General features: G+C 42.1%; 24 protein-coding genes. 2 read left to right on the top strand and 22 right to left on the bottom strand.

The window, feature by feature from the left end; all coding sequences use genetic code 11:
• Positions 1 to 55: 55 nt before the first annotated feature.
• The 7 genes from PAENI_RS25265 to PAENI_RS25235 form a co-directional block, all read right to left on the bottom strand.
• Positions 56 to 1,354, bottom strand: a complete 1,299-nt coding sequence (locus tag PAENI_RS25265) for a glycosyltransferase family 4 protein (RefSeq protein ID WP_149647122.1) — start codon at positions 1,352 to 1,354, stop codon at positions 56 to 58.
• Positions 1,302 to 2,564, bottom strand: coding sequence for an O-antigen ligase family protein (locus PAENI_RS25260; RefSeq protein WP_149647121.1), 1,263 nt, complete (start codon positions 2,562 to 2,564; stop codon positions 1,302 to 1,304). Before PAENI_RS25260 ends, PAENI_RS25265 begins: the two co-directional genes overlap by 53 nt.
• Before the next feature lie 32 nt (positions 2,565 to 2,596).
• Positions 2,597 to 3,832 (bottom strand): oligosaccharide flippase family protein, encoded by a 1,236-nt coding sequence (locus tag PAENI_RS25255; RefSeq protein ID WP_149647120.1) that lies wholly within the window; start codon positions 3,830 to 3,832, stop codon positions 2,597 to 2,599.
• 6 nt (positions 3,833 to 3,838) lie between these two features.
• Entirely contained in the window at positions 3,839 to 4,546 is a 708-nt protein-coding gene (locus tag PAENI_RS25250; protein ID WP_149647119.1) for a CpsD/CapB family tyrosine-protein kinase, read from the bottom strand.
• Positions 4,494 to 5,252, bottom strand: coding sequence for a YveK family protein (locus PAENI_RS25245; protein ID WP_149647118.1), 759 nt, complete (start codon positions 5,250 to 5,252; stop codon positions 4,494 to 4,496). Before PAENI_RS25245 ends, PAENI_RS25250 begins: the two co-directional genes overlap by 53 nt.
• A 354-nt stretch (positions 5,253 to 5,606) precedes the next feature.
• On the bottom strand, positions 5,607 to 6,326 hold the full coding sequence (locus PAENI_RS25240; RefSeq protein ID WP_149647117.1) for an SDR family NAD(P)-dependent oxidoreductase: 720 nt from the start codon (positions 6,324 to 6,326) through the stop codon (positions 5,607 to 5,609).
• Positions 6,327 to 6,505: 179 nt separating this feature from the next.
• Positions 6,506 to 7,291 carry an SDR family NAD(P)-dependent oxidoreductase gene (locus PAENI_RS25235; RefSeq protein ID WP_149647116.1) on the bottom strand — a complete coding sequence of 262 codons (786 nt, stop codon included), beginning with the start codon at positions 7,289 to 7,291 and terminating at the stop codon, positions 6,506 to 6,508.
• 196 nt (positions 7,292 to 7,487) lie between these two features.
• Here PAENI_RS25235 and PAENI_RS25230 point away from each other — a divergent pair, with 196 nt between their 5' ends.
• On the top strand, positions 7,488 to 8,141 hold the full coding sequence (locus PAENI_RS25230; protein WP_076286725.1) for a TetR/AcrR family transcriptional regulator: 654 nt from the start codon (positions 7,488 to 7,490) through the stop codon (positions 8,139 to 8,141).
• Between the two features lie 62 nt (positions 8,142 to 8,203).
• On the opposite strand, the gene PAENI_RS25225 is transcribed toward PAENI_RS25230, so the two are convergent.
• From PAENI_RS25225 to PAENI_RS25190, 8 genes are all read right to left on the bottom strand, one after another.
• Positions 8,204 to 9,025: an ABC transporter permease gene (locus PAENI_RS25225; protein ID WP_076286724.1), complete on the bottom strand. Its 822-nt coding sequence runs from the start codon at positions 9,023 to 9,025 to the stop codon at positions 8,204 to 8,206.
• Positions 9,022 to 10,056, bottom strand: a complete 1,035-nt coding sequence (locus tag PAENI_RS25220; RefSeq protein ID WP_149647115.1) for an ATP-binding cassette domain-containing protein — start codon at positions 10,054 to 10,056, stop codon at positions 9,022 to 9,024. Before PAENI_RS25220 ends, PAENI_RS25225 begins: the two co-directional genes overlap by 4 nt.
• A gap of 429 nt (positions 10,057 to 10,485) precedes the next feature.
• On the bottom strand, positions 10,486 to 10,818 hold the full coding sequence (locus tag PAENI_RS25215) for an ArsR/SmtB family transcription factor (protein WP_149647114.1): 333 nt from the start codon (positions 10,816 to 10,818) through the stop codon (positions 10,486 to 10,488).
• A gap of 1 nt (position 10,819) precedes the next feature.
• A complete protein-coding gene (locus PAENI_RS25210) occupies positions 10,820 to 11,242 on the bottom strand; it encodes an SRPBCC family protein (protein WP_042128610.1) in 423 nt (140 codons plus the stop codon).
• A gap of 118 nt (positions 11,243 to 11,360) precedes the next feature.
• A complete protein-coding gene (locus tag PAENI_RS25205) occupies positions 11,361 to 11,726 on the bottom strand; it encodes a cupin domain-containing protein (protein ID WP_076286748.1) in 366 nt (121 codons plus the stop codon).
• A gap of 29 nt (positions 11,727 to 11,755) precedes the next feature.
• Entirely contained in the window at positions 11,756 to 12,739 is a 984-nt protein-coding gene (locus tag PAENI_RS25200; RefSeq protein ID WP_149647113.1) for an iron-siderophore ABC transporter substrate-binding protein, read from the bottom strand.
• 86 nt (positions 12,740 to 12,825) lie between these two features.
• Positions 12,826 to 13,653, bottom strand: a complete 828-nt coding sequence (locus tag PAENI_RS25195) for an AraC family transcriptional regulator (protein ID WP_076286720.1) — start codon at positions 13,651 to 13,653, stop codon at positions 12,826 to 12,828.
• Positions 13,654 to 13,935: 282 nt separating this feature from the next.
• On the bottom strand, positions 13,936 to 14,754 hold the full coding sequence (locus tag PAENI_RS25190; protein ID WP_076286719.1) for a MerR family transcriptional regulator: 819 nt from the start codon (positions 14,752 to 14,754) through the stop codon (positions 13,936 to 13,938).
• Positions 14,755 to 14,868: 114 nt separating this feature from the next.
• Between PAENI_RS25190 and PAENI_RS25185 the strand changes: the two genes are divergently transcribed.
• Positions 14,869 to 16,377 carry an MFS transporter gene (locus tag PAENI_RS25185; RefSeq protein ID WP_149647112.1) on the top strand — a complete coding sequence of 503 codons (1,509 nt, stop codon included), beginning with the start codon at positions 14,869 to 14,871 and terminating at the stop codon, positions 16,375 to 16,377.
• Positions 16,378 to 16,472: 95 nt separating this feature from the next.
• Here the strand turns inward: PAENI_RS25185 and PAENI_RS25180 are convergent, their stop codons facing one another.
• The 7 genes from PAENI_RS25180 to PAENI_RS25150 form a co-directional block, all read right to left on the bottom strand.
• Positions 16,473 to 17,093, bottom strand: a complete 621-nt coding sequence (locus tag PAENI_RS25180) for a glycerol-3-phosphate acyltransferase (protein ID WP_149647111.1) — start codon at positions 17,091 to 17,093, stop codon at positions 16,473 to 16,475.
• On the bottom strand, positions 17,093 to 18,184 hold the full coding sequence (locus PAENI_RS25175; RefSeq protein ID WP_149647110.1) for a glycosyltransferase family 2 protein: 1,092 nt from the start codon (positions 18,182 to 18,184) through the stop codon (positions 17,093 to 17,095). Before PAENI_RS25175 ends, PAENI_RS25180 begins: the two co-directional genes overlap by 1 nt.
• A 65-nt stretch (positions 18,185 to 18,249) precedes the next feature.
• Positions 18,250 to 19,452: an MFS transporter gene (locus PAENI_RS25170; RefSeq protein ID WP_149647109.1), complete on the bottom strand. Its 1,203-nt coding sequence runs from the start codon at positions 19,450 to 19,452 to the stop codon at positions 18,250 to 18,252.
• Positions 19,453 to 19,471: 19 nt separating this feature from the next.
• Positions 19,472 to 20,500 carry an ROK family transcriptional regulator gene (locus PAENI_RS25165; protein WP_149647108.1) on the bottom strand — a complete coding sequence of 343 codons (1,029 nt, stop codon included), beginning with the start codon at positions 20,498 to 20,500 and terminating at the stop codon, positions 19,472 to 19,474.
• 162 nt (positions 20,501 to 20,662) lie between these two features.
• Complete coding sequence (locus PAENI_RS25160) at positions 20,663 to 21,178, bottom strand: GNAT family N-acetyltransferase (RefSeq protein ID WP_262495759.1); 516 nt, start codon at positions 21,176 to 21,178, stop codon at positions 20,663 to 20,665.
• A gap of 2 nt (positions 21,179 to 21,180) precedes the next feature.
• Complete coding sequence (locus tag PAENI_RS25155) at positions 21,181 to 22,383, bottom strand: Gfo/Idh/MocA family protein (RefSeq protein ID WP_076118940.1); 1,203 nt, start codon at positions 22,381 to 22,383, stop codon at positions 21,181 to 21,183.
• Positions 22,380 to 23,240 carry a metallophosphoesterase family protein gene (locus PAENI_RS25150; protein ID WP_149647106.1) on the bottom strand — a complete coding sequence of 287 codons (861 nt, stop codon included), beginning with the start codon at positions 23,238 to 23,240 and terminating at the stop codon, positions 22,380 to 22,382. The genes PAENI_RS25155 and PAENI_RS25150 overlap by 4 nt, the downstream gene beginning before the upstream one ends.
• Positions 23,241 to 23,250 lie beyond the last annotated feature (10 nt).

Here is a 23,250-nt window from a genome sequence, read left to right as displayed (position 1 = left end):
TTCTCCCTAATTAACTAAAAATTCATTTACTCGCCTTTTAAGTGAGAGTGAATATTCAATCCCCCGATAGGCTGGCATGCATTTCAGACGGAACCCGCTTTCTTTCCTCCTTGTTTAGCGCTTCTATATAGATCGAGTCCATTTCACGGAGCACCGCAGGCAACCCGTAACGAATGATCCTCTCCTTGTTTGCTTCTCCCATTGCCGTTGTTAATGCTGGATCATCACGTAATTGAGTAAAAGCCTTAGCGGTAGCGGTAATATCACCAACAGGAACCAACATGCCTGTTGACTCATGTTCGATCAAATCATGAATCCCCCGAATATGCGTACCTATAACGGGTTTTCCTACTGCCATCGCCTCCATAATCGCCCGAGGTAGCCCCTCGCGATAAGACACAAGTGCAGCAACATCACATGCTCTGAGTAGATCCGGAATATCTCTACGGTACCCAAGCATATGCACCCGATCGCTGACACCCAGCCGATTAGCAAGTTCCAATAGAGTCTGCTCGAACGGTCCTGTACCCGCAAAAGCCAGATGGATGTTGCCTGCTTGAGACCCCAACTGACCCAGCGCTTCGATCAACTGCTTCTGGTTCTTGTTGGCGTTTAATTCAGCAACGCATAGGATGACGAAGGGAGGTTCATCATGCTCACTCTTCGGCAGATCAAACAGTTGGCGTCGCCTATCTGCCTTCTCCGACGCAGTTTCAGGATGATCCTGTTCACTCCCGTAAACCTGGAGATCAAGTCCTACACCACTCACATAAGTCACCTTTTTCCGTATAGAAAATTTCTGGGCGCGTTCATAATCCTCTCTATTTATGGTGATTAAGACATCTGTCCAGCGGGCCATTAACCTCTCGAGCGGATAATAAAGTATCCAGTTCAGAAAAGGAGCTCCCTTGAAAAAATGAAAACCATGCGCTGTATACAATGTGCAAGGTACACCTGCTTTATGGGCCGCAATCCGTCCAAGAATCGAAGCGACTGGCGTATGTACATGGATGAACTGGAACCCCTCCTCCTTGAAGCTTTCCGTTAATATCCCTAGCGCTGCCCAGTTCTGCATCTGTAAAGGGCTACGCTGAATGGGCACATCATGGCACACGATCCCCTTCTCTTCTAATCCCAATCTCGCTTCCCCGGGCTGCGCGTAAGCATGCACTTCACAACCTTTTTGCTGCAATAACGCCATGTAAGGTAGATGGAAACTCTCAAAATGCCCAAAAATGGAGGCTACGAAAGCAACTCTTACCGGCCCACAGTCTTCAGCAGGTATGCTCCCGCACCTCTTGTTATTGCGCTTGTTCTTTTTGTTGTCGTAGGTTACGACCGGTTGACCTTTCAATGCCCTTGGTTCGATATCGCTTCACTCCTTTCCATCCCGTATTCGTTAATCGGATGCAAGCTGCGTTCATAGCCATCATGAACCACCAATACCGCTGGAATAAGGCTTCAATACCCATCGAAAGTCCAATCATCGCTGCGTGAGACAGCAATAATGCCATAATGATCGGTCTGTTCACCCTATCTGCCGCGCGATAAGAACGGATCCCAACGATGAAGAACCAGATCATGAATCCGCCATACACAATCAAGCCCAACAAGCCAAATTCTGTCATAAACCAGATCGGAGTATTATGGATAATAATCCGCAGTTCATAGTTATAGCTACCGAGTCCAATCCCTAATAATGGACTTTGAGCGATCCACTCCACAGCCTTCCCAATGATGTCAAGCCGCGATTGAATCTGCGAGGGTCTGCTGGCCATATTCCCAAGCACATCCAGATAAGCTGTACCTTTATACAACAGCAATGCTCCAAACGCGACGCTAAACCCCATACCGATCTTGAGAAGTCGAGAAGGATTAGTCAGCAGTAATGTAAGCAGGACAAGGAACAATCCTATCCATGACGAACGCGAAAAAGTCATTATTATGCCCCCGGCTAAGGTGATCGTCGCTAGCGTACTCACCCATCCCCTAAGCAGCTTCACCCCGTCTCCACTCGTCATGATATGAATGGCAAAAGCCGTAACTAGTAATCCGCCGTATGCATTCGGATCAATTAGCATCCCGGAGAGGCGACCGTCTTGCACCATAAACGGAACCTTCACTCCACTAAAAAAATCGAACAAAGCGACGCCATTGAAGATCAGCACACTGATCAAAAAAGCTCGTAGCATTTTATATAACCGATCCCAGCTGTCTACAGCCTGAACAAGCATGATGTAAGTCAGCAGTAGGAGTATAAACCCAAAATCTTTTTGCAATAGAGCGTATTGCGTAATGAATCCATTGCGCCATATGGATACAAATGAAGCGAGGACGAAAATAAACAACATCCCCCAATGCCATGAACTGAACTGCCTCGGGTCCAATTTGAGGTGTAAACCTGCTGCAAACAAACCAAGCATTAAGAAAAGGTCAGAGGGTGCGATTCGAAATGCGCCACCGAAATCAATTTGAGCCGGAAGGCAGATGATGTAACCCATAACCGCAAACAGAAATAAATTACGCATGGTGTAGGGTTTCCCTACAACGAGTACAGATGTCATACAAGCCCCTACTTTCCTATGAGAAATTGCCTCTATGCGGCCAATTCCCGTTGTACCTGTTTCCTTGCCTGACGGATTACCAAGAAAAGTACGATCACACTGCCTATCATCTGAACGAATAAGGCCAAGCTAGCCCCCACCGCAGCACCTATCACCCCGAAAATAGGCACGAATATTAGACAAGAAAGCCCATTAGTGATCACAGAACACAGAAACAAGGGAATCTGCGCTTTGTACTTCCCGGTAGCCGTTATGGCATACCACAGGTAAGACGTTACAAATACCAATAGGGTAGAAACGAGCAACCAATGAAATAAACCTATCTCAGCAGCCACATCTGGACTGAATAGAAGAGTTAGTAGCTGATGACCAAAGATCCACCCGATCAAACAAGCGATCGCACTAATTCCTATACCCATTGCAATCATTCGACTGAGTAAAGAGATGAACTCCTTATGTCGTCCGCTAGCGTGCCAACGGGCAAGACGTGGTGTTATCGCTTCACCGAGTGCAGTCACAACAACATTGCAGGCAACGATCATGTATGAGAGCGTAGCGTATATGCCTAAGTCATGTTCTCCTTTAAAATATGAAATCGCGTATAGTGGGATATTTGTATTTAGTGACATCAACGCCAGCACCACGCCAAGGGGTGAGCTTACGAGCAGCAAGCCCCATAATCGTCTTTTGTTAAAAAGTGGCCTGAGCGACGTATGCATTCTCGCTTTGCGAGCATCATATCCAATGGTTATTGCTAACCATCCGATAATCATGACTAATAACGCTAGAATGAGACTCTGAGTAGGGATAAATACGAGGGCGAAGACAAGTATGGAGAACAATCCTTTAGCAGCTCTCGAGAAAGAGATTTGATCTAGCCTTTCCTGCTTCTGAACGATACCCAATAAAATATCGCTGACCGACTCAACAATTCTATACAATCCTATGAAAAATATGACTAAAGCTGTATTCCAATCAGCACCACTAAGGATGCAACAACCTGCTGTAACCGTGAATGCAACTGCGGTTGTCACGAGACGAAGGCCAAAAAAATCTCCAAAAAAATATTTTCCAGATGTATCAACGATCAAGACCGAACGCAGATGCAGATGCGACAGCATGAAGATGGGAGCAGTCACCGCAAGCCCTAACGAATATTGCCCAACGATTTCGGATGAGCCAAATTTATTAAGCAAAATTACAATCACGAATTGAGCGCCAGCGTATGTGATATTTCCGAATAAATAACGAAGAGAAGCAAGTGTCATAATGCGTTAGACCAACCCTGAAGTTGAGGCCCAATCGGCAAAATCTTCACCGCGAATCTTGTAACGTTTGCTACTTTTTCGATAATTCAAAACCGCTCCCAAAATATGTGCTCCTTGCTGCTCAAGGATCTGTTTTGCAGAGTTGGTATGCTTTAAGAGCACTTTCCCGGATTTTACGACTAACAGTACCCCTTCGGTCATCTTTGCCAAGATAAGGGCATCCGAAAAAGGCATTAACACCGAAGAAGAATCGATGACAATCGTATCAAATCTCTCACTAAGCTCTGCAAATAACCTTTTCATTCCTGTTGATCCTAGTAAGTCAGCTGGATTTGGGGAGATCGGACCCGATGTCATTACAGAAAGTCCTTCTGATCCCTCAATAGGGAAAATACAATCATCCACACGGGTTTGATCCACTAGGATACTACTTAATCCGATCCAATTGGGTAGATCGAATGCCTTATGCACCGTTGGTGTACGCAAATCCCCATCGATCAGCAGCACAGTTCTTCCCGTTTCTGCCATCGCTATGGCCAAGTTCATCGCCACTGTTGATTTACCTTCATTCGGAAGTGAGCTTGTAACTAATAAAGATTGAATTTCTCCACCAACTCGGGTATAACGAATATTAGATCGTATCGTTCGGAATTGGTCACCATTAGATGATTTCGGTTGTTCCAGGCAATACAATCTTGGAGTTTTCTTCTTCATGTCTGCTGGCTCCTTCTACTGAATTGGATTTCGTCTTCTCCCGCCGTTTCCGCGGCTTCAATTTTCCCACCGTTCCCAGAAGAGGAAGCTGCAAATCCAACTGAATATTCTTGGCGCTTTTCACAGGTTTCTCCGCCAATTCCCGTAGAATGGAAAATGCGATCCCAGCAATCAATGCAAGTCCGAAAGCAACGACCATATTGAATACTGGCTTGGGTGAGATCGCCTCGAAAGGAACCTTGGCTCGGTCAAGAAGCACAACATTCTCTACCCCCATAATCGCTTGGATGTTCTCATTAAAGGCCTCACCAAAGCCATTCGCGATATTCGTTGCCCGCTTAGCATTAGAATCCGATACAATTACCGTCGTCACGAGTGACTCGCTACTTGTTCTTGTCTTCACTTTTTCTAATAGTTTTTCAGGGGTCATGTTTAATTGCAGTCTTCTAACGACCTCTTCAGCGATTCTACTGCTTCGGATAATTTCTCCGTAAGTGGTTACTAGTTTTTGCCCAGCCATAATGTCATTGATTGCTTTCTGTTGCCTATCCCCTTGAATAAGAATAGAAGCCGTCGCCTCGTATTTCGGTTTCAAGACATAGTAGCTAACGAAGCTAGCAATTCCGACCGCAACAATACATAATACAATGATGAACAGCAGCCTACGTTTCACTAGTTTCAAAATGCTGCCTAGTTCGAATTCCATCGTTCATTTCTCCTAACCGTTAATGTATTTTCCTCTTCTTCAACAAGTGTTTTATTGTATAGTTATATTCTCGTTAGCCCAATATATGTCCAAAAAAAGTTGGGAATTTATAAGTCTTCTTTTAAAAAAATCCACTCGACTCTCTATTAAATCCCAACAGAAATAGGCCGTTTACTAGTAAGATTCTACTGGTAGACAGCCTTATATATTCACTTCTTTACTACTACCTAATAATACGTCGTGCTAGTTGGCACGCTTATGTAGCACTTTTTTTGATAACCTTTCTATAATCCAATTATATGGTTTATCTTCGTATTGAATCTTAATGAAATCTTAACGGATAAATGAGATTTATTATGTATTCAAATCCGCCATTGCTGGAATATGAATTTCTTTGACACAGGAAGCGCTAGAGAGGTTAACGATACATTTCACAATGGAGACAATGTCCTGAACAGGAATTCTTGTGCCGCTATATTCTGCAATCGCTTTTTCTGCGCCATCCTCATAAGGAATTTCTGCTGCCAGCTCACCCGGATTTACACAAGTTACTGCAATGCCATCCTTACGAACATGCTCACGTAATGCATGCGTAATGCCACGCAGACCGAACTTGGAAGCTACAAATGATACCTGGGCGTTATTGGTATGATCCAGTCCTGCTGTGGAGCCAATTAGAATAATTTTTCCTGCTTCCGATTGGCGAAGATTAGGCAGTACAGCCTGTATGCAGGTAATTGTTGAAGTTATATTCACATTAATAATGTTGGCAATGTCACTCGTCTCATCCTTGTCAAAAGTATAGTGATCCTCAAAACCTTCTTTCTCCCAAATACCTACGTTATAAACTAGAACATCAATCTTCTCCGTTTGAATTCCCTTTGATAAGACTTGTGCGGCATCTGGCTGCGATAGATCTACTGCAATCCATACCCGCTGTATGCCATCATTAAGATCCAGACTGCCCGGTCTGCTTCTGGAGACGATCCACACTCGATCACCATACTCAGGTAAACCTTTCACAAATGCATCTCCCAAACCTTTACTTGCCCCCAAAATTAGATAGTTTCTCATACTGTCGTCCTTTCTATATGCATCATTCTATTTTTATATCATAGTACCATCGAAGGACATGAAGAAGTAGGGTTAAAATTCGGAGTTAGGTATTTAACTTTTGAAAAAAGCCGCTATCATGGAGTAATCCATAGATAACGGCTCTTTATTTTACTTCATCGAAGCAAAAAGTTGACCTATTAATGTCGCGTACGGAGCATACGTCCTACAAAATAAAGCATTTGTTTACGTGTGAAAAAACGTGACATTTGAGCGGAAATATAGTTTGAAAATCCTGGGACAACAAATATTTTTTTTGCCTGAAGCGACCGAAGAGCCACTTGAACCACATTTTCTGGAGTATCTCGCTTCCCTACAGAAGCTTCATCAGCTCCCACAACATTAAAAAATTCTGTTTCCGTAGACCCCGGACATAACGCAAGAAATTGTACGCCCCGTTTTCTATTTTCCTCCCATAGCGCTTGTGTAAATGATAATACAAAAGCTTTTGTCGCTCCATATACAGCCATATTGGGAAGAGGTTGAAATGCTGCTGTTGAAGCAACGTTTATAATCACACCACTTTTTCTTTTTAACATACCTGGCAAAAATAAATGGGTCAGATCTACAACCGCCAGAACATTTAGCATCACCTCTTCATGTTGTCTCGAACCAGACAGTTGTTCAAAAAGCCCATACGTAGCAAAACCTGCATTATTAATCAGAATATCAACGTTCAAACCACGTTCCACACATTGTTGATAGAGCCTATCAGGGGAACCTTCTTGAGATAAATCAGCAACTAGAACCTCCGCTTGAATACGATGTTTTTTTTGTAATTTTTCCGCTAAAGCAATCAATTTATCTTCGGAACGGGCGACTAAAATTAAGTGACTTCCTTTAGCTGCAAGATCATGAGCAAACGCTTCACCTATCCCCGAAGAAGCCCCTGTAATCAATGTCCATTTATTTTGAATTGTAATCATTGCTATCATCTCTCCCTTTAATGACCGTCTTGAAACAGTGTTTCAATATGAATCATTGTATCTGAGTGAGGTTACGTTGTCAAATAAAGTTCTACATTTAAATATTGGCTATTTCTCCTCTACATCAGTAAAATAAGGTTTAGAAATGATGGTTATTTAAAAAAGCTAAAGTAAAGTTCTAAGGAAGTGAAACTACATGCAAAAATCGTCCAAAATATCTTCTATAGATGCTCAATCCGTTACAACCTACCCAAAAGCAAAACTACAGCATGCAGAAATATTAAGACTGAATATTATCGAAGCCGCTGCGGCCATTATGCATGAATCTGGACCTGAAGGTGTAACCATTCGCAAGGTTGCTGAAAAAATGGAATGTCCCACAAAAATCATTTATAACTTGTTTGGAAACAAGGAAGGTTTAGCGAAGGAGCTTTTTCTGCAAGGGTGTAAATTGTTGGCCGCTGCCTTTCAAGCGGTTCCAAAACAAGACAATCTAAATTTATATCTTCGCGATCTTGGACAAGCTTATTGGGATTTCTCACGTAATCACACCAGCTATTATATGGTTATGTTTGGAGGGGCTTTTAGCGAGTTCAAACCGGAGGAAGAAAGTTTACATGCTATCTTCACGGCACTTCAACAAGTAATAGCCCTTATTACAGAAGCCATCGAACAAGGGTTTATTGAGGAGAAAGATCCCCTCCTTGTTGTGAATCTGGTGTGGGCATCGTTGCATGGCGTCATTCATCTGCATTTGGGGGGACATATTCAAAATGAGGAAGCTGCTAAAACATTGTATGATAGATCAGTATCCAATTTAATTCATACGTTCTTTAGAAGCGATAATTAAAAAAGAAGCTTTTTTGCGGCTAATACAAAAAAACGGCATTTCTGCCGTTTTTTCATTTCATATTATGTCCGGCGCATATAAGCACGAACTGTAATTGGTGCAAAAATTGCAACGATGACAGCTGCTCCGATCAGAGAGATTACGAAATCCCAGCCTACGGTACCATTGTTAGTAAGCTCCCGCACCGCGGTCACCAAATGTGAGATCGGATTGACTTTAACAAACCATTGAAGCCAGCTAGGCATTGTATCTACGGGTACGAATGCGTTAGACAGAAACGTAAGCGGGAACAGCACAATCATCGAGATCCCTTGTACACTTGAGGCTGTTCTTGCAATGACACCAAAGAAAGCAAAGATCCAGCTAATCGACCAAGCACAGACAATAACAAGAAGTGCCGCTATAGCAACATGCCCCAGCCCTCCCTCGGGCCGTAATCCCATAATATAACCCATGGTGAAAGTGAGCACAGTCGCTATCGTATACCGAATCGTATCTGCTAATAGAGCACCTGCTAACGGAGCTATCCTTGCAATTGGCAGTGATTTAAATCGGTCAAACACACCTTTATCCATATCCTCACGTAATTGAACTCCAGTAACGATCGAAGTAGTAATTACGGTCTGAACGAGAATACCAGGAATGATAACAGGCAAATAGCTAGCAATGTCACCAGAGATGGCTCCACCAAAAATATAGGTAAACATCAGAGTAAAAATAATAGGCTGAAGCGTAACATCGAATAATTGCTCAGGTGTTCGCCGTATTTTTAGTATACCTCTATACGCCATTGTGAATGAATTTCGTATACTCTGTCTGAGACTCGTATGGTTTTTCAATTGTCTTGTAGTTCCTGAGTTTATTGCAGAAGTTCTTGTACTCATACTCTTACTGCCTCCTTCTTGTTTGACTGCCCAGACGCATTTGAAGCGTTATCTGTTACACCCTGACCCGTGATTGTTAAGAATACTTCATCAAGTGTTGGTTTCTGCACACTCACCTCTGCAAGTGGAATGCCTGCTTCGCGAAGAGCTATAAGTAGGTCAGTCACTAAATCCGCGTTCGCCATCGGTGCAGAAATCTGCCCTTCCTCCAGCGAAGACACATTGGATTGGACATGCAGAACATGTTCTACAAGCTGACGAGCTTGTTTAAAATCCTTTAGCTCTCGGACCTTCAATAGTAAAGATGTGGTACCCACGGATGATTTCAGCTCATCCACAGTGCCCTCGGCGACGACTTGCCCACGGTCAATAACTGCCACCCGGTCTGCAAGTTGATCTGCTTCTTCAAGGTACTGCGTCGTTAAAAGAACTGTTGATCCCGTATTCACCAATCGACGAATGGTATCCCACATCTGTGAACGAGTGCGAGGATCAAGCCCTGTAGTCGGTTCATCCAGGAAAATTAAAGGTGGTTGTGCAATAAGGCTAGCTGCCAAATCCAGACGGCGACGCATACCGCCAGAAAAATTTCGAAGAGGCCGTTTAGCCGCCTCAGTCAGACCAAACTCTTCCAGTAATTCTGTTGCTTTTTTCCGCGACTCTGCGCGCCCAAGCCCTAATAGCCGAGAGAAGATAATAAGATTCTCTGTAGCACTTAATGACTCATCGACTGAGGCATATTGTCCTGTCACACCAATTAATTGCCTAACAATCTGCGACTCCTTCACCACATCATGCCCGAAGATACGCCCAGTACCTGCATCGGGACGAAGTAAGGTTGCCAGCATCCGAATGACGGTAGTCTTTCCTGCCCCATTCGGACCAAGTACGCCATAGATCGTACCTGCTTTCACGTTCAAATTCACGCCATCCACCGCGCGATTGTCACCAAATGTTTTGACCAGTCCACGCGCCTCGACGGCCCAATCTCCAGGGTTGGGCTCAATTATTTTTTTGCGTTCATTAACCATTACAATTCCTCCAACGTTTTAGTTTGTATTGTGATGCTAACTCCCTTTTATAAACTGAATTTAAACGAAGGTTTAAACTGAGTTTATAAATGAGATATGCTTTCCGTTGAAAGCTATCCTGTAAATGCAGAAATAACGGTGTAGCTCAATGCTACGCCGTTTATTCTTTCAAAAATGCTTCTGCCTTGTCCTTATGTTCATCTGGAATGCTAACGGACTCCATGAAGCTTTATCGGACTGCAAGTACACAATATTGCCCCTGATAATGATGATTAACGTCTCTCTAGTTCGCAACTCGCCCCAAATGCCTCAAAATGAGCAAATAGCAGTTCATATGTATATACGAATCCATTATATCTGTTTCATTTAAATATTTTTGTACTATGCATCAAAAAAACCAAGAAGCGCGATTTCACGCCTCCCGGTTTTTCACTCATCATTATGATCTGCCTCAACATATTCTTTAAGCGCAGATAATTTATTAGCCCAGTATTGTTCAAAAAAGGTAAGCCAATCTTGAAGCTCTAGCAAAGGCTCTGGCTGAAGCTTGTACCTAGTCTCCCGACCGACTTTCTGACTGCTAACAAGCTGTGCATCGGACAATACTTGTAAATGCTTATTAACAGCGGTTCGGCTGATCGGGTAGCAGTCCGAGATGGATGCTATGGACATTTCCTTATTAGCAAGCAGCTTTAGCAGACTGCGGCGGGTAGGATCTGCTATCGCTTGAAATACATCATGTCCAGATTCAGCGACAGGCATGTTAAGCCTCGATATAAGCAGGAAGTTTTTCTTGGACGATTTTCTCCCAGCCGCCGTTCATAAAGCCACGAACGATTGGATGCGGTTGACCAAATTCAGTTACCTTTTCAGGGTCCCATCCAGAGTGAATCACGGTGAACTCCGTCTTCCCATCAATTTCTTTCAATTCAAAGGCAAGATGCCAATCCTTCCCCCAATTAAAACCAACACGGTTCGGCTCATCAATCTCGGTAACTTTACATGGGGAATCCCCGAATTGTCCAGCATGTAGAATGAACTCATGACCTACCACTGGCTCGAATGTACTTGGCATCCACCAGGCAGCTATTCCTTCAGCAGTGGAAACAGCTTTCCATACTTTTTCAATGGGCGCATTGAGTGTAATTGTTTGACGAATATCTTGTAGTGGTCCTTGAGTTTGCATAAATTTCCTCCAAAATTCATTTTAATGTAACACCTTCTGGTTTCATTTTTATTATAACACCATTTGGTGTTATGTCAATTTGCAGAAACCTTAAGGGAATAGTGGAGGAAAGCCTTAACTAGATCCAAGTATCATTGGCTGCGGTTAATTCGGACTCAGTACCGCCAGTGTTTACTACGCTTCTAGGCTCCACCAACATGATATGGCATTCCTTTTCGGCAGAAGGCTTCATCTCGACTCCCTTTGGGAGAATAAACATCTCACCCTTGGAGATTTTAACCTGACCATCACGGAAATCAATGATCATCTCCCCTTCGAGCGTGAAAAATACCTTATCGGTATCTTGATGAACATGCCATTCAAAATCCCCAGTGATCTTAATAAGTTTAAATTGATAGTCATTCATTTCACCAATGACTTTCGGAGACCAAAGGTCGTTAAATTTAGATAACTTATCTTTCAGATTAATAGCTTGATAATGGATAGTAATCACTCCTTATTTTCCTCAACTTATTAGAGCTTAAGCAAGGCGGATAATATATTTTGTAAAGCGTAATCAATAGCTAATGGTCCACCAGTAATAGCGGAATTATCCATTAAATAGACATTGCCTTTCTTTACGGCATTCATAGCATTCCACACATTACTTTGTTTTAAGTTATTCATTAATTCCTCCTTTTTTGTAATGTCACCTATAAGGAAAATATGGTCTGCTTGAACAGTTGATATTCCTTCAAACGAAGTAAATTCATTATTATTACCTGCATATGTATCATCCGGTGTAAGCCCCAGTCCCTTTTTTTTATCAAAAGCAAGTTTATAGACCGGATTCCCTTCACCTAGAACATTAAAAGTTTTTCCATCCCAAGACAATATAAGCGATACTGTCTCTCTTTCCATCGTCTTTAATGTTTCACGCCCAGTTGTAATATCTTTCATCATTTTATCAATTACTTTTTCCGCTTCGTCTTCTTTGCCAATAATCATGGCTACTGTACGGAGTCCATATTGCCAATCTTCATAGATGTCCTTGTATTTTAATGTAATGACTGGTGCAATTTTATCTAGTGAATCATACACTGCTTCATGATGCTCTGTTGCTAAAATATAATCAGGATTAATAGATAGAATTTTCTCAATGCTAGGAGACACTTTATCTCCTAGTTCTTCAGCTGAATCCAGCTTTCCTTTTAAATAAGATAAAGAAGATAGATAATCTTTTTCTGTAGATGCAACAGGTGGCTCACCTAATGCAACTAATATTTCAGGATAAAAATACCATAGCGAGGCTATTTTTTCCGGTTTTTTCTCGATAACAATTTCTTTACCTAAGGCATCCTTAAATGTTCTTGGCCAATCAGCTGCATCTACATTAACTGCTGTTGAAGATACGCCTTCTTTAGTTGATTCTTTATTTTCAGCAGGTGTTTCAGTACAACCCGCTAGTATACCTGCTAATAATAGTGTTGCGACTAGCAGTCCTCTAATCTTTTTCATACGAAATTCCTCCAACATAATGGTTTCTTTGCTTAACCATTATTATAGTAGAGTACTTTTTAGATAAGAATGGATGCAGGTTGAATTTACCATGGATTATTGATGAACTTCTCTCGATATTCGGTAGGTGAAATGCCACATTGTTTTTTGAATACTCTACTAAAATAAAAGGGGTCAGCCATTCCAACGGTTTGCGCAATTTGTTGTACAGGCGCATCACTTGTAAATAGCATTTCTTGCGCTATATTTATACGATATTTTAATAAATATTCTGCTGGTCCCATACCGGCATGTGTTCTAAATACGTAAGAAAGTCGATTTCGATTAACGTTATTTTGTTCTGCAAGCGAAGCTATTGTAAGACTTTGATAATAGTTTTGATGAATATAATTAGATACCCGCTCGAATAAAGTATGTGATTCACAGCTATCTTCCCTATTAATAACACATAATAAGGCCTCATTCAGCACTTCGCGAAACAGCATTTCAGTCTGAAACATCGAAATGCCTCCACGCTGATTATACACATGCCAAAGACGCATAATTAATTCAATAAGACGAGGAGATTGACCTGTTAATAATTCAAAATGCTGATGAGAAAAGCTTGACTCTTTTAGTTCTGAGTTACATATCCGATATTGAACAAGAATATATTCCCAATTGGTTCTACCTAACATTTTTTGATCTAGTTTCATTTTTGCACCCCCATGCACAACTTTTCCAGGCGAAAAGATATAAGGCGTGCCATTAAATTTAAATTTAATCTTTCCTGTAAGTGGAAACACAAATCCAGGAAAAGAATCTGTATAGTCAGCGTAAGGCACACCTGGATTTTCAGCATATCGATATACTCCTTCTACTTGAAAAGGAGTGTGTGCAAAATGCTCTGCTAACTGATTAACGTCTATCTTCACAATGCATACCTCATTTCAATAGTAGTCTCTTCTATGGATAAGCACCAACAAAACTCAATCATAGTGCACCAGCTCAGAGGCATTGGCGTCGGTAAGTTGAGCATAAGGATTCACGCCTGTTTCCACATTAATAATAATGATTATCATTGTCAATCAATATAGACAATAAAAATGTCGCAACTGGTTAATGCTCAAGCCATCAGGTATCCATAAAAAAACGCTTGGAATCCCAAGCGTGTCAGTTTGTAAGCCAATTTTAAAGTCAATCCAATGCTCTAAACCTCAAAAGGTTTGGATCGCAATTTGAATAACATACTTATCCGGATCCCCTACAGCTAAATAACTAAGCAATTCATACTCATAAGCGTTTCCGGTTATGTGTAAATCATTTTCAGCAATATAAGACTTTAGCTTCTCATAGGACGCAGGTAAGGTTTCATAAGATCCCTTGTGATTCATGATCAAATATTTACCCTTTGGCTTGATATAAAGTAATTCACCGTTATGCTTTTCATTGATTTTATTACAATAATAATCCGGGTCATAGTCGCCTTCTTCCAAACTGCTTTTACAAATAATCGAACCTATCGGAAAGTCATATTCAAGATGATGTTCATCGCAATAATCGAAGATTCGATATACTTTTCGTACATGATCCTTCTCACCCTTCTCCTTCGAGAGTCTAACCGCAATAAAATACTCTTCATCACATTCCTCGACCCAGGGTTCTCCACAATTAACATGGAGCGCACGATTCGTATTATCTATAGCCCCTTGTAAAAGCCTCTGCATGCGCTCTAACTTTTTTTGTTCATCAACCAACTGCAGCTGTTTTTGCTTAAGCATGGATAAAAAATGCAATGTGTTTTGATCTTGTATATATTCTTTGATCTCATTCAACGGCGTTCCTGTCCCTTTTAGTACGGCAATAATATCGAAGGTATAAAACTGCTTATAGGAATAATAACGATATCCGTTTTCCTTCACGATCTCCGGTTTTAATATACCAATTTCATCATAATGGAATAACGTATGCTTCGTTACCCCACATACCTTTGCGAACTCGCTCGTCGTAAAGTATTGATCATAATCAATAGACATTCAAATCACTCCTCTTGACTATCGGGTTACCCTATACCTCAAAGTACAATAACGGAACACCATTACCTTGTCAAGGTAACGTTATTAGCTACTATCATCTTAGGAGGATTACCTATGTTTTCATCAAATCTATCTAAATTTCAACGCTGGATCGTGCTGGCGATTGTGTCCAGCGCACTCTTTATGATCGTCATCGACATGACCGTACTTTATTCGGTTCTACCACGACTTACGCATGATCTTGCTGCTTCTGCATCGGAAAAACTATGGATCGTAAATATTTATCCACTTGTAATGGCAGGATTATTACTCGGTCTTGGCACACTAGGTGATCGTCTTGGGCATAAAAAACTCTTCGTTATGGGACTTACTATCTTTGGGTTGGCTTCATTAATCGCTGCCTACGCGCCGACACCTCTCGTGCTTATTGCTGCGCGTACCCTACTAGCTATTGGTGCAGCCATGATGATGCCCGCAACACTCTCCATTATTCGAACTACCTTTTCGGATGAGCGTGAGCGTTCACTAGCCGTAGGTATTTGGGCATCTGTCTCCTCTGTGGGAGCAGGAATGGGTCCACTCGTTGGTGGTTTTTTACTGGAACATTTCTGGTGGGGATCGGTGTTCCTCATCAATATTCCTATAGTTATTCTTGCACTGATCTTGGCCATCTTACTAATCCCAAATCTTAAAGGGAATAAGAATAAAAAATGGGATTTCATTGGTTCCGTTCAAATTATGATTGGTCTGGTTGCCCTTGTTTATGCAGTTAAGGAGATCAGCAGACGTGAAGGTTCAATTGCCATCGCTGTGTTATCTGCCGTGATTGGTGTCGTAGCTATGGTCATATTTATGCGCCATCAACGTAAGAGCCAGAATCCATTAATAGATTTCGCACTATTTAGAGACTCCCACTTTTCTACAGGAGTGGCTACAGCTCTATTGTCTTGTTTCGCACTTATTGGAATGGAATTGATCGTGACTCAACGGCTCCAGCTTGTTCTTGGATATACGCCGTTGGAGGCGGGCTTGTACGTTGTATTCACTTCGATAGCGTCTTTCATCTCCGGGATACTCATCGGACTAGTGTTGCATCGAGTGGACAAAGTAAAAGTACAGTGGGTCTGTCTGTTAGTGTCAGGTATAGGAATGGGCACCCTTCTACTCTTCCATGACGGGAACATATTGTTACAATTCGTAGCCTTAATGATTCTAGGTGCAGGTCTTGGGGGAGCCATGACTGCCGCCTCAAATTCAATCATGCTAAATGTCCCCGTCGAAAAAGCTGGCATGGCCGCATCTATAGAGGAAGTATCGTTCGAACTCGGCAGCGCCCTAAGTATTACACTTCTGGGCAGTCTTTCGTCATTCATCTATACAGCATCATTAGTTCTCCCTGATGAACTAACAGTCCCGCCGATCGTTCGCGACAGCCTTGACGAGGCTCTTCTAGCCGCAGAAAATATGCCTACTGCTGCTGGATCCGCGCTCGTTGAAGCCGCACAATCAGCTTTTGATAAGTCTTTTATTGTTGTCCTTGCCACTGCCACAATCCTTCTTTTAGCTTCTGCGTTTATTATCCGTGCTGTGTCAAAACGTAAATCCTCAATCCTAGAACACTAATATTAGAAAAGACGAAGCTACTGCTTCACTAAACAAGGGTGTCTCAACAGCTATGCGATAGCTGCTGGGACACCCTCGTTTATACCAAGCCTATATTATGTTCCTTTTCGTTTCCTTGATGAATACTTCCTTACCCACACTGCCAATTCTAACCTGTGCGTATACACAAGGATCACAAAACTTCCAAACCATACCCATAAGATAGGAGCAGACCAATTACTAATGTACAAAAAAACGGAGAGAAGCAGCATTCCGCTAACTACTTGCACACCATCCGATACAGGTGAATTTCCTCTGCTTTTGAACCAACTGCTGAGCATTTTCAGTACTGCTAAAATGACTGCTAGCGCTAAAGAAGCTTTGAATCCTGTCAATGCACTCCATACCCCAAAGGTTACGGCAATTGCCTTCCCACCTTTTCCTTTAAGAAAGGGAGAGAAGGCATGACCCGCAATGGGAGCTAAGGCTAACGGAATAATGAAATACCCCTGACTATAATGACTTCCCATTACCCATAGAAGTGGTAGATACCCTTTTAAAAAATCCAATATAATCCCCAAAATGCCGAATTTATAGCCTGACGACTTCCATAGATTCAAAGCCCCCGGATTACCGTCGCCAATGTCTTTCAGGTTCTTTTTACGCGCTAGACCAAGCCAATAGGAAAACATAAGAGATCCCGACAAAAATAAACCCGCGACCCACAATATGATCATTAGTCCCTATGGCCTCCCACCTGGATATGCCTTCCTTTCCAGCTTACATGCCTCAGAAAAACAACCTGATAAATCGAATACAGCATGATCAAGATAAAGAAAACAGTTGCCACCACGTGAAATACAGGAATAACGATGCCAAATACACCTACATATTTTATAAAATAAAAGAGCTGGAACATATAAAGGAGATAACCGATCAATAAAGGCATAAACCATGAAGTATTCGCAAAAATAAACACGGTTTCTGAGATGATGAGTCCGATCACCCAAAGCGCGATTGGAATAATTGTCCGCGGACTTATCGTTGAAGTGCTTAAGACAGCCCCTTTACTGAACCCTTCAATTTCACTTTTGATTCCCTTCGGATACATGCGAAACGATACTAAGCCATACCCGATATAATTGGTGATCGGAACACCTGCCGCAATAAATTTTTCTCCTAAAGACAAATCATCCAGCACTTCAGATCTAATGCTTTGATGGCCATTAACTTTTTCATAATCCTGCCTTAATGCTAGAATACACGAGCCGTACAGCCCTTTTTTGGCGTTATTCCTTTCAAAAACTGAGGTGAACGTGAAGATCCCCAGCATATTCATGATTAGGGCAAGCTTCTCAAACAGCTTTTCTGTATGATGAAAAGGAACTACCGAAATGACGCCTTTCGATAGCTCCCTTGCTTTTAATAATGAAGCCAAGGCTTTAGGCTTTAATCGGATATCCGCATCCAAAAAAGCAAAAATATCGCCCGAGGCCTGTAAATATCCATTCCATACTGCCCAGCTCTTACCCGTCCACCCCTCAGGGAGACTGCTGTTCGCAATAACCTTAACTCCATAGCTCTCAGCAATTTCTTTGGTCCTATCCTCCGAGAAGTCATCTACAACAATAATTTCATAGGGTGTAATGGTCTGAGACTGAAGTGAATCGAGCAGATAACGCAAATTATATTCTTCATTCCTTGCGGGAATGATGATGGACAATTTCTCCGGTCCTTGAATAGGCTCGTGATAAGTGGTCAAAGTATTCTTTCTGAACAAAATAAAACCGGAGAGACATCCAACGCCTATAACCATTAACAACCACATTACGGTTCCCCCCCTTCTACATCTATATATATGAAGGGTTAGTCCGTAATATATTCAATTCAAATTTAACCTACATTTACTTTAGCTGAGTATTTATTAAGCTTTTCTGTACATAAGAGCATGACGATAGCGAAAAAAACGATCATCGCAGGGAATATACCCAGCGTAAAATTCGATGCAAGTAAGCCGATAAAAGGCGGCATCAGCGTGGTACCGGTATAAGCCGTTGCCATCTGAAAGCCCATAATCGACTGGGCGTGCTTCTTCCCGAAACGTACAGGAGTTTCATGTAGCATACATGGAAAAATGGGGGCTAACCCCAGACCGATAATCATAAACCCTACCAGCGAAACTATCGTTGGAAGCGGTAATACTAAGAGCACTGTACCGATTAAAGCAATGAGCTGGCCATATCGAATTAGCTGCTTATTACTCATTCTAAACGTAATGAAACCCGTCACCATTCTACCGAAGGTTATCCCTAAATAAAACACCGACACCCATGTCGCTGCAGTAGATGCAGGGATGTCTTTGATATTTACTAGAAAGCTACTCCCCCATAACCCCATACTCGTTTCGATGGCAGAATAAAATAAGAAGGTTAACATCGCAAGCTTAACCCCTCTTAGTTTCCAAGGTTTTGTGTTCTCAGCAGCTTGCTCTAGCTCCGGATGATTGAGCTCATGTTCGCTATCATCGTTCAGGTTGCTATTGTTTCCAGCCACTCTATCCCATAAAGGCAGCGTAACGAAGAGAATTACAACTAAGCTCAATTGAATATAAGCAACCGTAAGATAACCTTCTCGCCAAAGACCTTCACCAGAGATAAAAGAACCCATAATAATCGGACCCAGCGTCGCGCCCACTCCCCAGAAACAATGTAACCAGCTCATATGATGGGCTTTATAGTGCGTAGCAACATAACTGTTTAATCCGGCATCTACAGACCCCGCACCTAAACCGAGTGGAATCGCAGCAACAATTAGCCATACTAACGAAGGTGACCATGCAAAACCAAATAAAGCTACAGCCGTCATAATACAGCTTACAAGGGTCACTTTCCCTGTACCAAAGCGTTTAAGGATTGTACCACTCATCAAACTGGAGACAATTGTGCCTACTGCAATAACCATCGAAAGGATTCCAGCAGTACCTAATGAGGCATTTAGATCTATTCTCATTACTGGCCATGCGGATCCAAGCAATGAATCTGGCAGTCCTAAACTAATAAATGCTAAATAAATAATAATAAGAAAAAAAGTAGCCATCGATATCTCCTTAATGGTTCTAATCTATTTGTTGTGAAACTAATAAACCTAATCCAAGACTTTGTAATCCATTCAGATAATCACGCTTCAAGTCACTTAACGCTAATTCCGGAAGATGTTCCTTAGGAACGTATGTAGCAGTTCGATCGGCGATTTGATTAAGCATAGCTGGAGCTAATTCATCCTCACAAAAAATAATATAATGCGGATTCAAAATAGAGGTCATAGTAGCCACTAACCGACTAATCGCATCTACTTTATGATCCGGCTGCATGCTTGATCCACCCTGATCTCCAGTTAATGCTTCTATGAAATTTCTATTGTCATACTGGGGCATATATTGAACTTCCCCTGAAAAAAACGTCTTTCCCCGAACAATTTCACCATTAACGGCTATCCCAGCTCCCGGTCCGTTTTTCCCTAAATACAGATACATCAAAGAAATATTCTCCTTCAAATTTCTTTGCGCCATATAACCGATTACAGCGGCATTCATATCATTTTCCACGATTGTCGGGATAGAGAGCTGATCTTCTATACATCTTTTCAAATCTAGATTCTGATATTTCGCATAACCTGGGATCAGAAAAATCTTTCCGTGTTTCACCGCGCCTGGAACACCAATCGCCACAGATTGAATCTTGGGATTGGCCTTTTTTTCACCTTCGATAAGCGAGACCAGTGTACTAACGTCTTCCTCAAGAATACTAGGTAAATTCCCTTCTTTTACAACATCGCCAATGCAATTATAGATCGTATAGTTCGTTTCATTTTTTTCCAAAAAAATAGCCATCCCTAATCGGTAATTCGGATTATAGGCGTATCTTATTGCCCTTCTTCCGCCACTAGACTCATCAAGGCCAATGATCGTCACTTCCCCAGTCTCTTCCATCTGCATTAGAAATTTACTGATCGTTGGAAAACTGTATTGTAATCTTTGACTTAACTCCGCCTTCGTAGCCCTTCCTAATTCTAATAATGCTGTTCGAATATTTCGAATAATTTCAGATTTGAGTTGCTGTGAAGGAAGTCTTTTATCACTTGACATGGCTCTCCCACCTATAGTCATACTGACTTATTAAATGCATTTAATAAGTCAGTATGACTATAGCAGGAATACTTCCTAACGACAACATAATTTTTGGATGAGGCCCCTTCTGAAGCTCCAACATGAATAAGGGGGCATGAAGCCCCCTAATTATCAACAAATTCAAAGCCTTTGCAGGATTCGTTCCCATCTTCCAGGATGGCTTTCATCCAAGTACACAGGCTGAAATCCTAATTTCAAATAAATGCGGATGGCGGGCAGTCTGAAATCATCGGTTTCTAAACATGCCGCCATTCCCCCTGAATCTCTTATTTTGTGCAAGACAGCTAGACTCACAGCATAGCCGAGACCTTTACCAGAATATTCTGGAAGCACTCCAACCATATGCAAGTACCAGTTCTTATTGTCCTCACTACCCGACTCCCAGGCCGTAGCAGTAGCTACAGGTTGATCCCCGCGGCAAATGAACAACAAGCGATCCGAATACAAGGGTACATGATCACTGATTTTATGAGCAAATTTAACTTCCCTTGTAAAAGAATGGCGTATAAGCTCTTCCCAGTTCCGTTCATCATCCGGCTCGAAATGACGAATGAGATACCCGGTAGGACAGTGAAAAACAGGCAAGTCGGACAGCATTTCTTTTTTCATCACAAGTTTGGAAAGGGCCTGATCCACCGTCAATTCCTCACTCTCGTTCTAAAATCAGGAAAGGCTATTGCTTTTCCACCATTCTCTACAGATTCCATAGACAATGTAAACACAGAACTCCAAGTAACGGCATCATATACGTCCACCGAAGGGGTTCGATCCTCCTGAATGGCAGAAATAAATTCTTCAAGCACCATAAAATCGCCTCCGCCATGTTTCGTCCCAGCGGCATATTCGCCCCATTTCATCCATGTCGGGTGATCATAGAGTGGTTGATAACTGCTTAAAGGCTCCCACATTTCCTCTCCATCCGCTATATTTTTGGGCGAGAGATTCTTGAACCAGATCAAATCCTCTTCGTACTGATGGCGGCCCGTAATATACGCTCCCTCAGTTCCTTGCAGTAAATAATGAGTTTTATTATGCGGTCTAACGGAGGACCAGTCTACACGCAGTTCAATCAGTACACCCTTTTCCGTTTGAATGACCGCAACCGCGCTATCCCCTTGCCGCCAGAATCCCTCCCGTGCTGCTGGGTGATCTTTTCCATAATGCTCTCCGAAATAATATTGTAAGGATCTAGATTTGGAAACAAAAGACGAGACGCTTTTTAATCGATCACCCTCAGGCTTATTGAGGTTAATCCATTGCGCAACTGGACCAATAGAATGTGTCGGATAATTGATCCCGTTATACTGCTGATGTAATTGCCCCCGCCAAGTCAGAGAACCATCCGGATGATGAGTCAAATGACGTAAATCATGGATATATCCGCCTTCCAGATAAGTAATTTCACCGAACATGCCTTGATCCGCCATATGTTTAATCGTAAGATTGGAGCGCGAGAAGCAGTAATTTTCAGACATCATATATTTAAGTCCAGTTTGTTCAACAGTTTCGATAAGCTCCCAAGCTTCCTCTAAAGATTGGATCGAAATCACTTCGCTTAGGACATGTTTACCCGCTTTTAAAGCATCAATAGATTGTCTGGCATGCAAATGCATGGGGCTTAAGATAAACACCGCATCTATCGCCGAATCTTTTAACATTTCATGATAATCCCGATACGTTCGGATTTCTGGGAATTTCTCTTTCCATTGGTTAAGCACCCACTCATTCAAGTCACAAGTGGCGGTCAGATGTATCCGATCCGATAGAGAGTACAGTGCATTCATAAAACTGGCTCCGCGATTTCCACCTACGATCGCTAATCTTACTGGCTGACGATTCATTGCTGGTCCACCTGCTTTCTATCCATTTGAAGTCGATTGATGATTAGCTCCTGATCTCTTGTCTCCCCTTCAGCCTGCGGATATTTTTCATAATCAAAAATGCTGAAGGTAAATAATGAAGACCATTTACTCAATTGCTCGCTTGCCAGATTCACCATCTCTAACCTGATTTCATCTTCAAGCACAGTAAGGATTCGAGCAGAAGGAATATCCAGGATGGAGGCTGTTTGAATGAAATGCCAGTTTTCTTTTCTAACGATAGAATGCACATGATTATGCCCGTTGAAATAGAAACCCACACCTTGCCATTGCTTCAATATCGGCCAAATGTCCAAGCTGGGATCCAGTGACATCATTGGCTCAGTTGATCTAGCCGTCGTATTATACAAGGGATGATGACCGAAGACGAATAAAGGCTTTTCCGATTTCCGCTTCATTTGTGCTTCGAGCCAAGTCAGCTGTTCATCATCAAGTGTTCCGCTCCAATCGTCACGATTTTCCCGTGCGGTATCCAGCAAAATAATGATTGCATTTGTCTCTTCAATAACACTGTATCGCTGCTGCCGGGTGACGGAAAGGATTTCTTCCTTAGGATAAGTGTACGTATCATGATTACCAAGAACATGTAGAAAACGTCTAGAATGCTTGCTGTCCTTAATCTTACCCATGATATAATTAAATTCGCTAAATTCTCCTGCATGCACCATATCTCCCACGGAAATATGATAATCGGCTGGGATGGACAAAAATAGATTCATAAATTGCTCGTAAAAAGCATCTCGTGCCTCTTTAATCAAAACCTTGTTGTTTAACAATTCGTCCGGGTAGTGTAAGTCCCCTATAATCGCCAGCCTCATAAATGCCTCC

Origin of the sequence: Paenibacillus sp. B2(2019), assembly GCF_008370385.1 — a bacterium.
Lineage (GTDB): Bacteria > Bacillota > Bacilli > Paenibacillales > Paenibacillaceae > Paenibacillus_AQ.
Note: the sequence above shows the minus strand (reverse complement) of the source record. Positions and strands in the feature narration are given on the sequence as shown.

Coding starts and splice junctions, on each gene's coding strand:
- PAENI_RS25260 (WP_149647121.1), bottom strand. CDS start 2,564: ATGACATCTGTACTCGTTGTAGGGAAACCCTACACCATGCGTAATTTA.
- PAENI_RS25255 (WP_149647120.1), bottom strand. CDS start 3,832: ATGACACTTGCTTCTCTTCGTTATTTATTCGGAAATATCACATACGCT.
- PAENI_RS25250 (WP_149647119.1), bottom strand. CDS start 4,546: ATGAAGAAGAAAACTCCAAGATTGTATTGCCTGGAACAACCGAAATCA.
- PAENI_RS25245 (WP_149647118.1), bottom strand. CDS start 5,252: ATGGAATTCGAACTAGGCAGCATTTTGAAACTAGTGAAACGTAGGCTG.
- PAENI_RS25240 (WP_149647117.1), bottom strand. CDS start 6,326: ATGAGAAACTATCTAATTTTGGGGGCAAGTAAAGGTTTGGGAGATGCA.
- PAENI_RS25235 (WP_149647116.1), bottom strand. CDS start 7,291: ATGATTACAATTCAAAATAAATGGACATTGATTACAGGGGCTTCTTCG.
- PAENI_RS25230 (WP_076286725.1), top strand. CDS start 7,488: ATGCAAAAATCGTCCAAAATATCTTCTATAGATGCTCAATCCGTTACA.
- PAENI_RS25225 (WP_076286724.1), bottom strand. CDS start 9,025: ATGAGTACAAGAACTTCTGCAATAAACTCAGGAACTACAAGACAATTG.
- PAENI_RS25220 (WP_149647115.1), bottom strand. CDS start 10,056: ATGGTTAATGAACGCAAAAAAATAATTGAGCCCAACCCTGGAGATTGG.
- PAENI_RS25215 (WP_149647114.1), bottom strand. CDS start 10,818: ATGCCTGTCGCTGAATCTGGACATGATGTATTTCAAGCGATAGCAGAT.
- PAENI_RS25210 (WP_042128610.1), bottom strand. CDS start 11,242: ATGCAAACTCAAGGACCACTACAAGATATTCGTCAAACAATTACACTC.
- PAENI_RS25200 (WP_149647113.1), bottom strand. CDS start 12,739: ATGAAAAAGATTAGAGGACTGCTAGTCGCAACACTATTATTAGCAGGT.
- PAENI_RS25190 (WP_076286719.1), bottom strand. CDS start 14,754: ATGTCTATTGATTATGATCAATACTTTACGACGAGCGAGTTCGCAAAG.
- PAENI_RS25185 (WP_149647112.1), top strand. CDS start 14,869: ATGTTTTCATCAAATCTATCTAAATTTCAACGCTGGATCGTGCTGGCG.
- PAENI_RS25180 (WP_149647111.1), bottom strand. CDS start 17,093: ATGATCATATTGTGGGTCGCGGGTTTATTTTTGTCGGGATCTCTTATG.
- PAENI_RS25175 (WP_149647110.1), bottom strand. CDS start 18,184: ATGTGGTTGTTAATGGTTATAGGCGTTGGATGTCTCTCCGGTTTTATT.
- PAENI_RS25170 (WP_149647109.1), bottom strand. CDS start 19,452: ATGGCTACTTTTTTTCTTATTATTATTTATTTAGCATTTATTAGTTTA.
- PAENI_RS25165 (WP_149647108.1), bottom strand. CDS start 20,500: ATGTCAAGTGATAAAAGACTTCCTTCACAGCAACTCAAATCTGAAATT.
- PAENI_RS25155 (WP_076118940.1), bottom strand. CDS start 22,383: ATGAATCGTCAGCCAGTAAGATTAGCGATCGTAGGTGGAAATCGCGGA.
- PAENI_RS25150 (WP_149647106.1), bottom strand. CDS start 23,240: ATGAGGCTGGCGATTATAGGGGACTTACACTACCCGGACGAATTGTTA.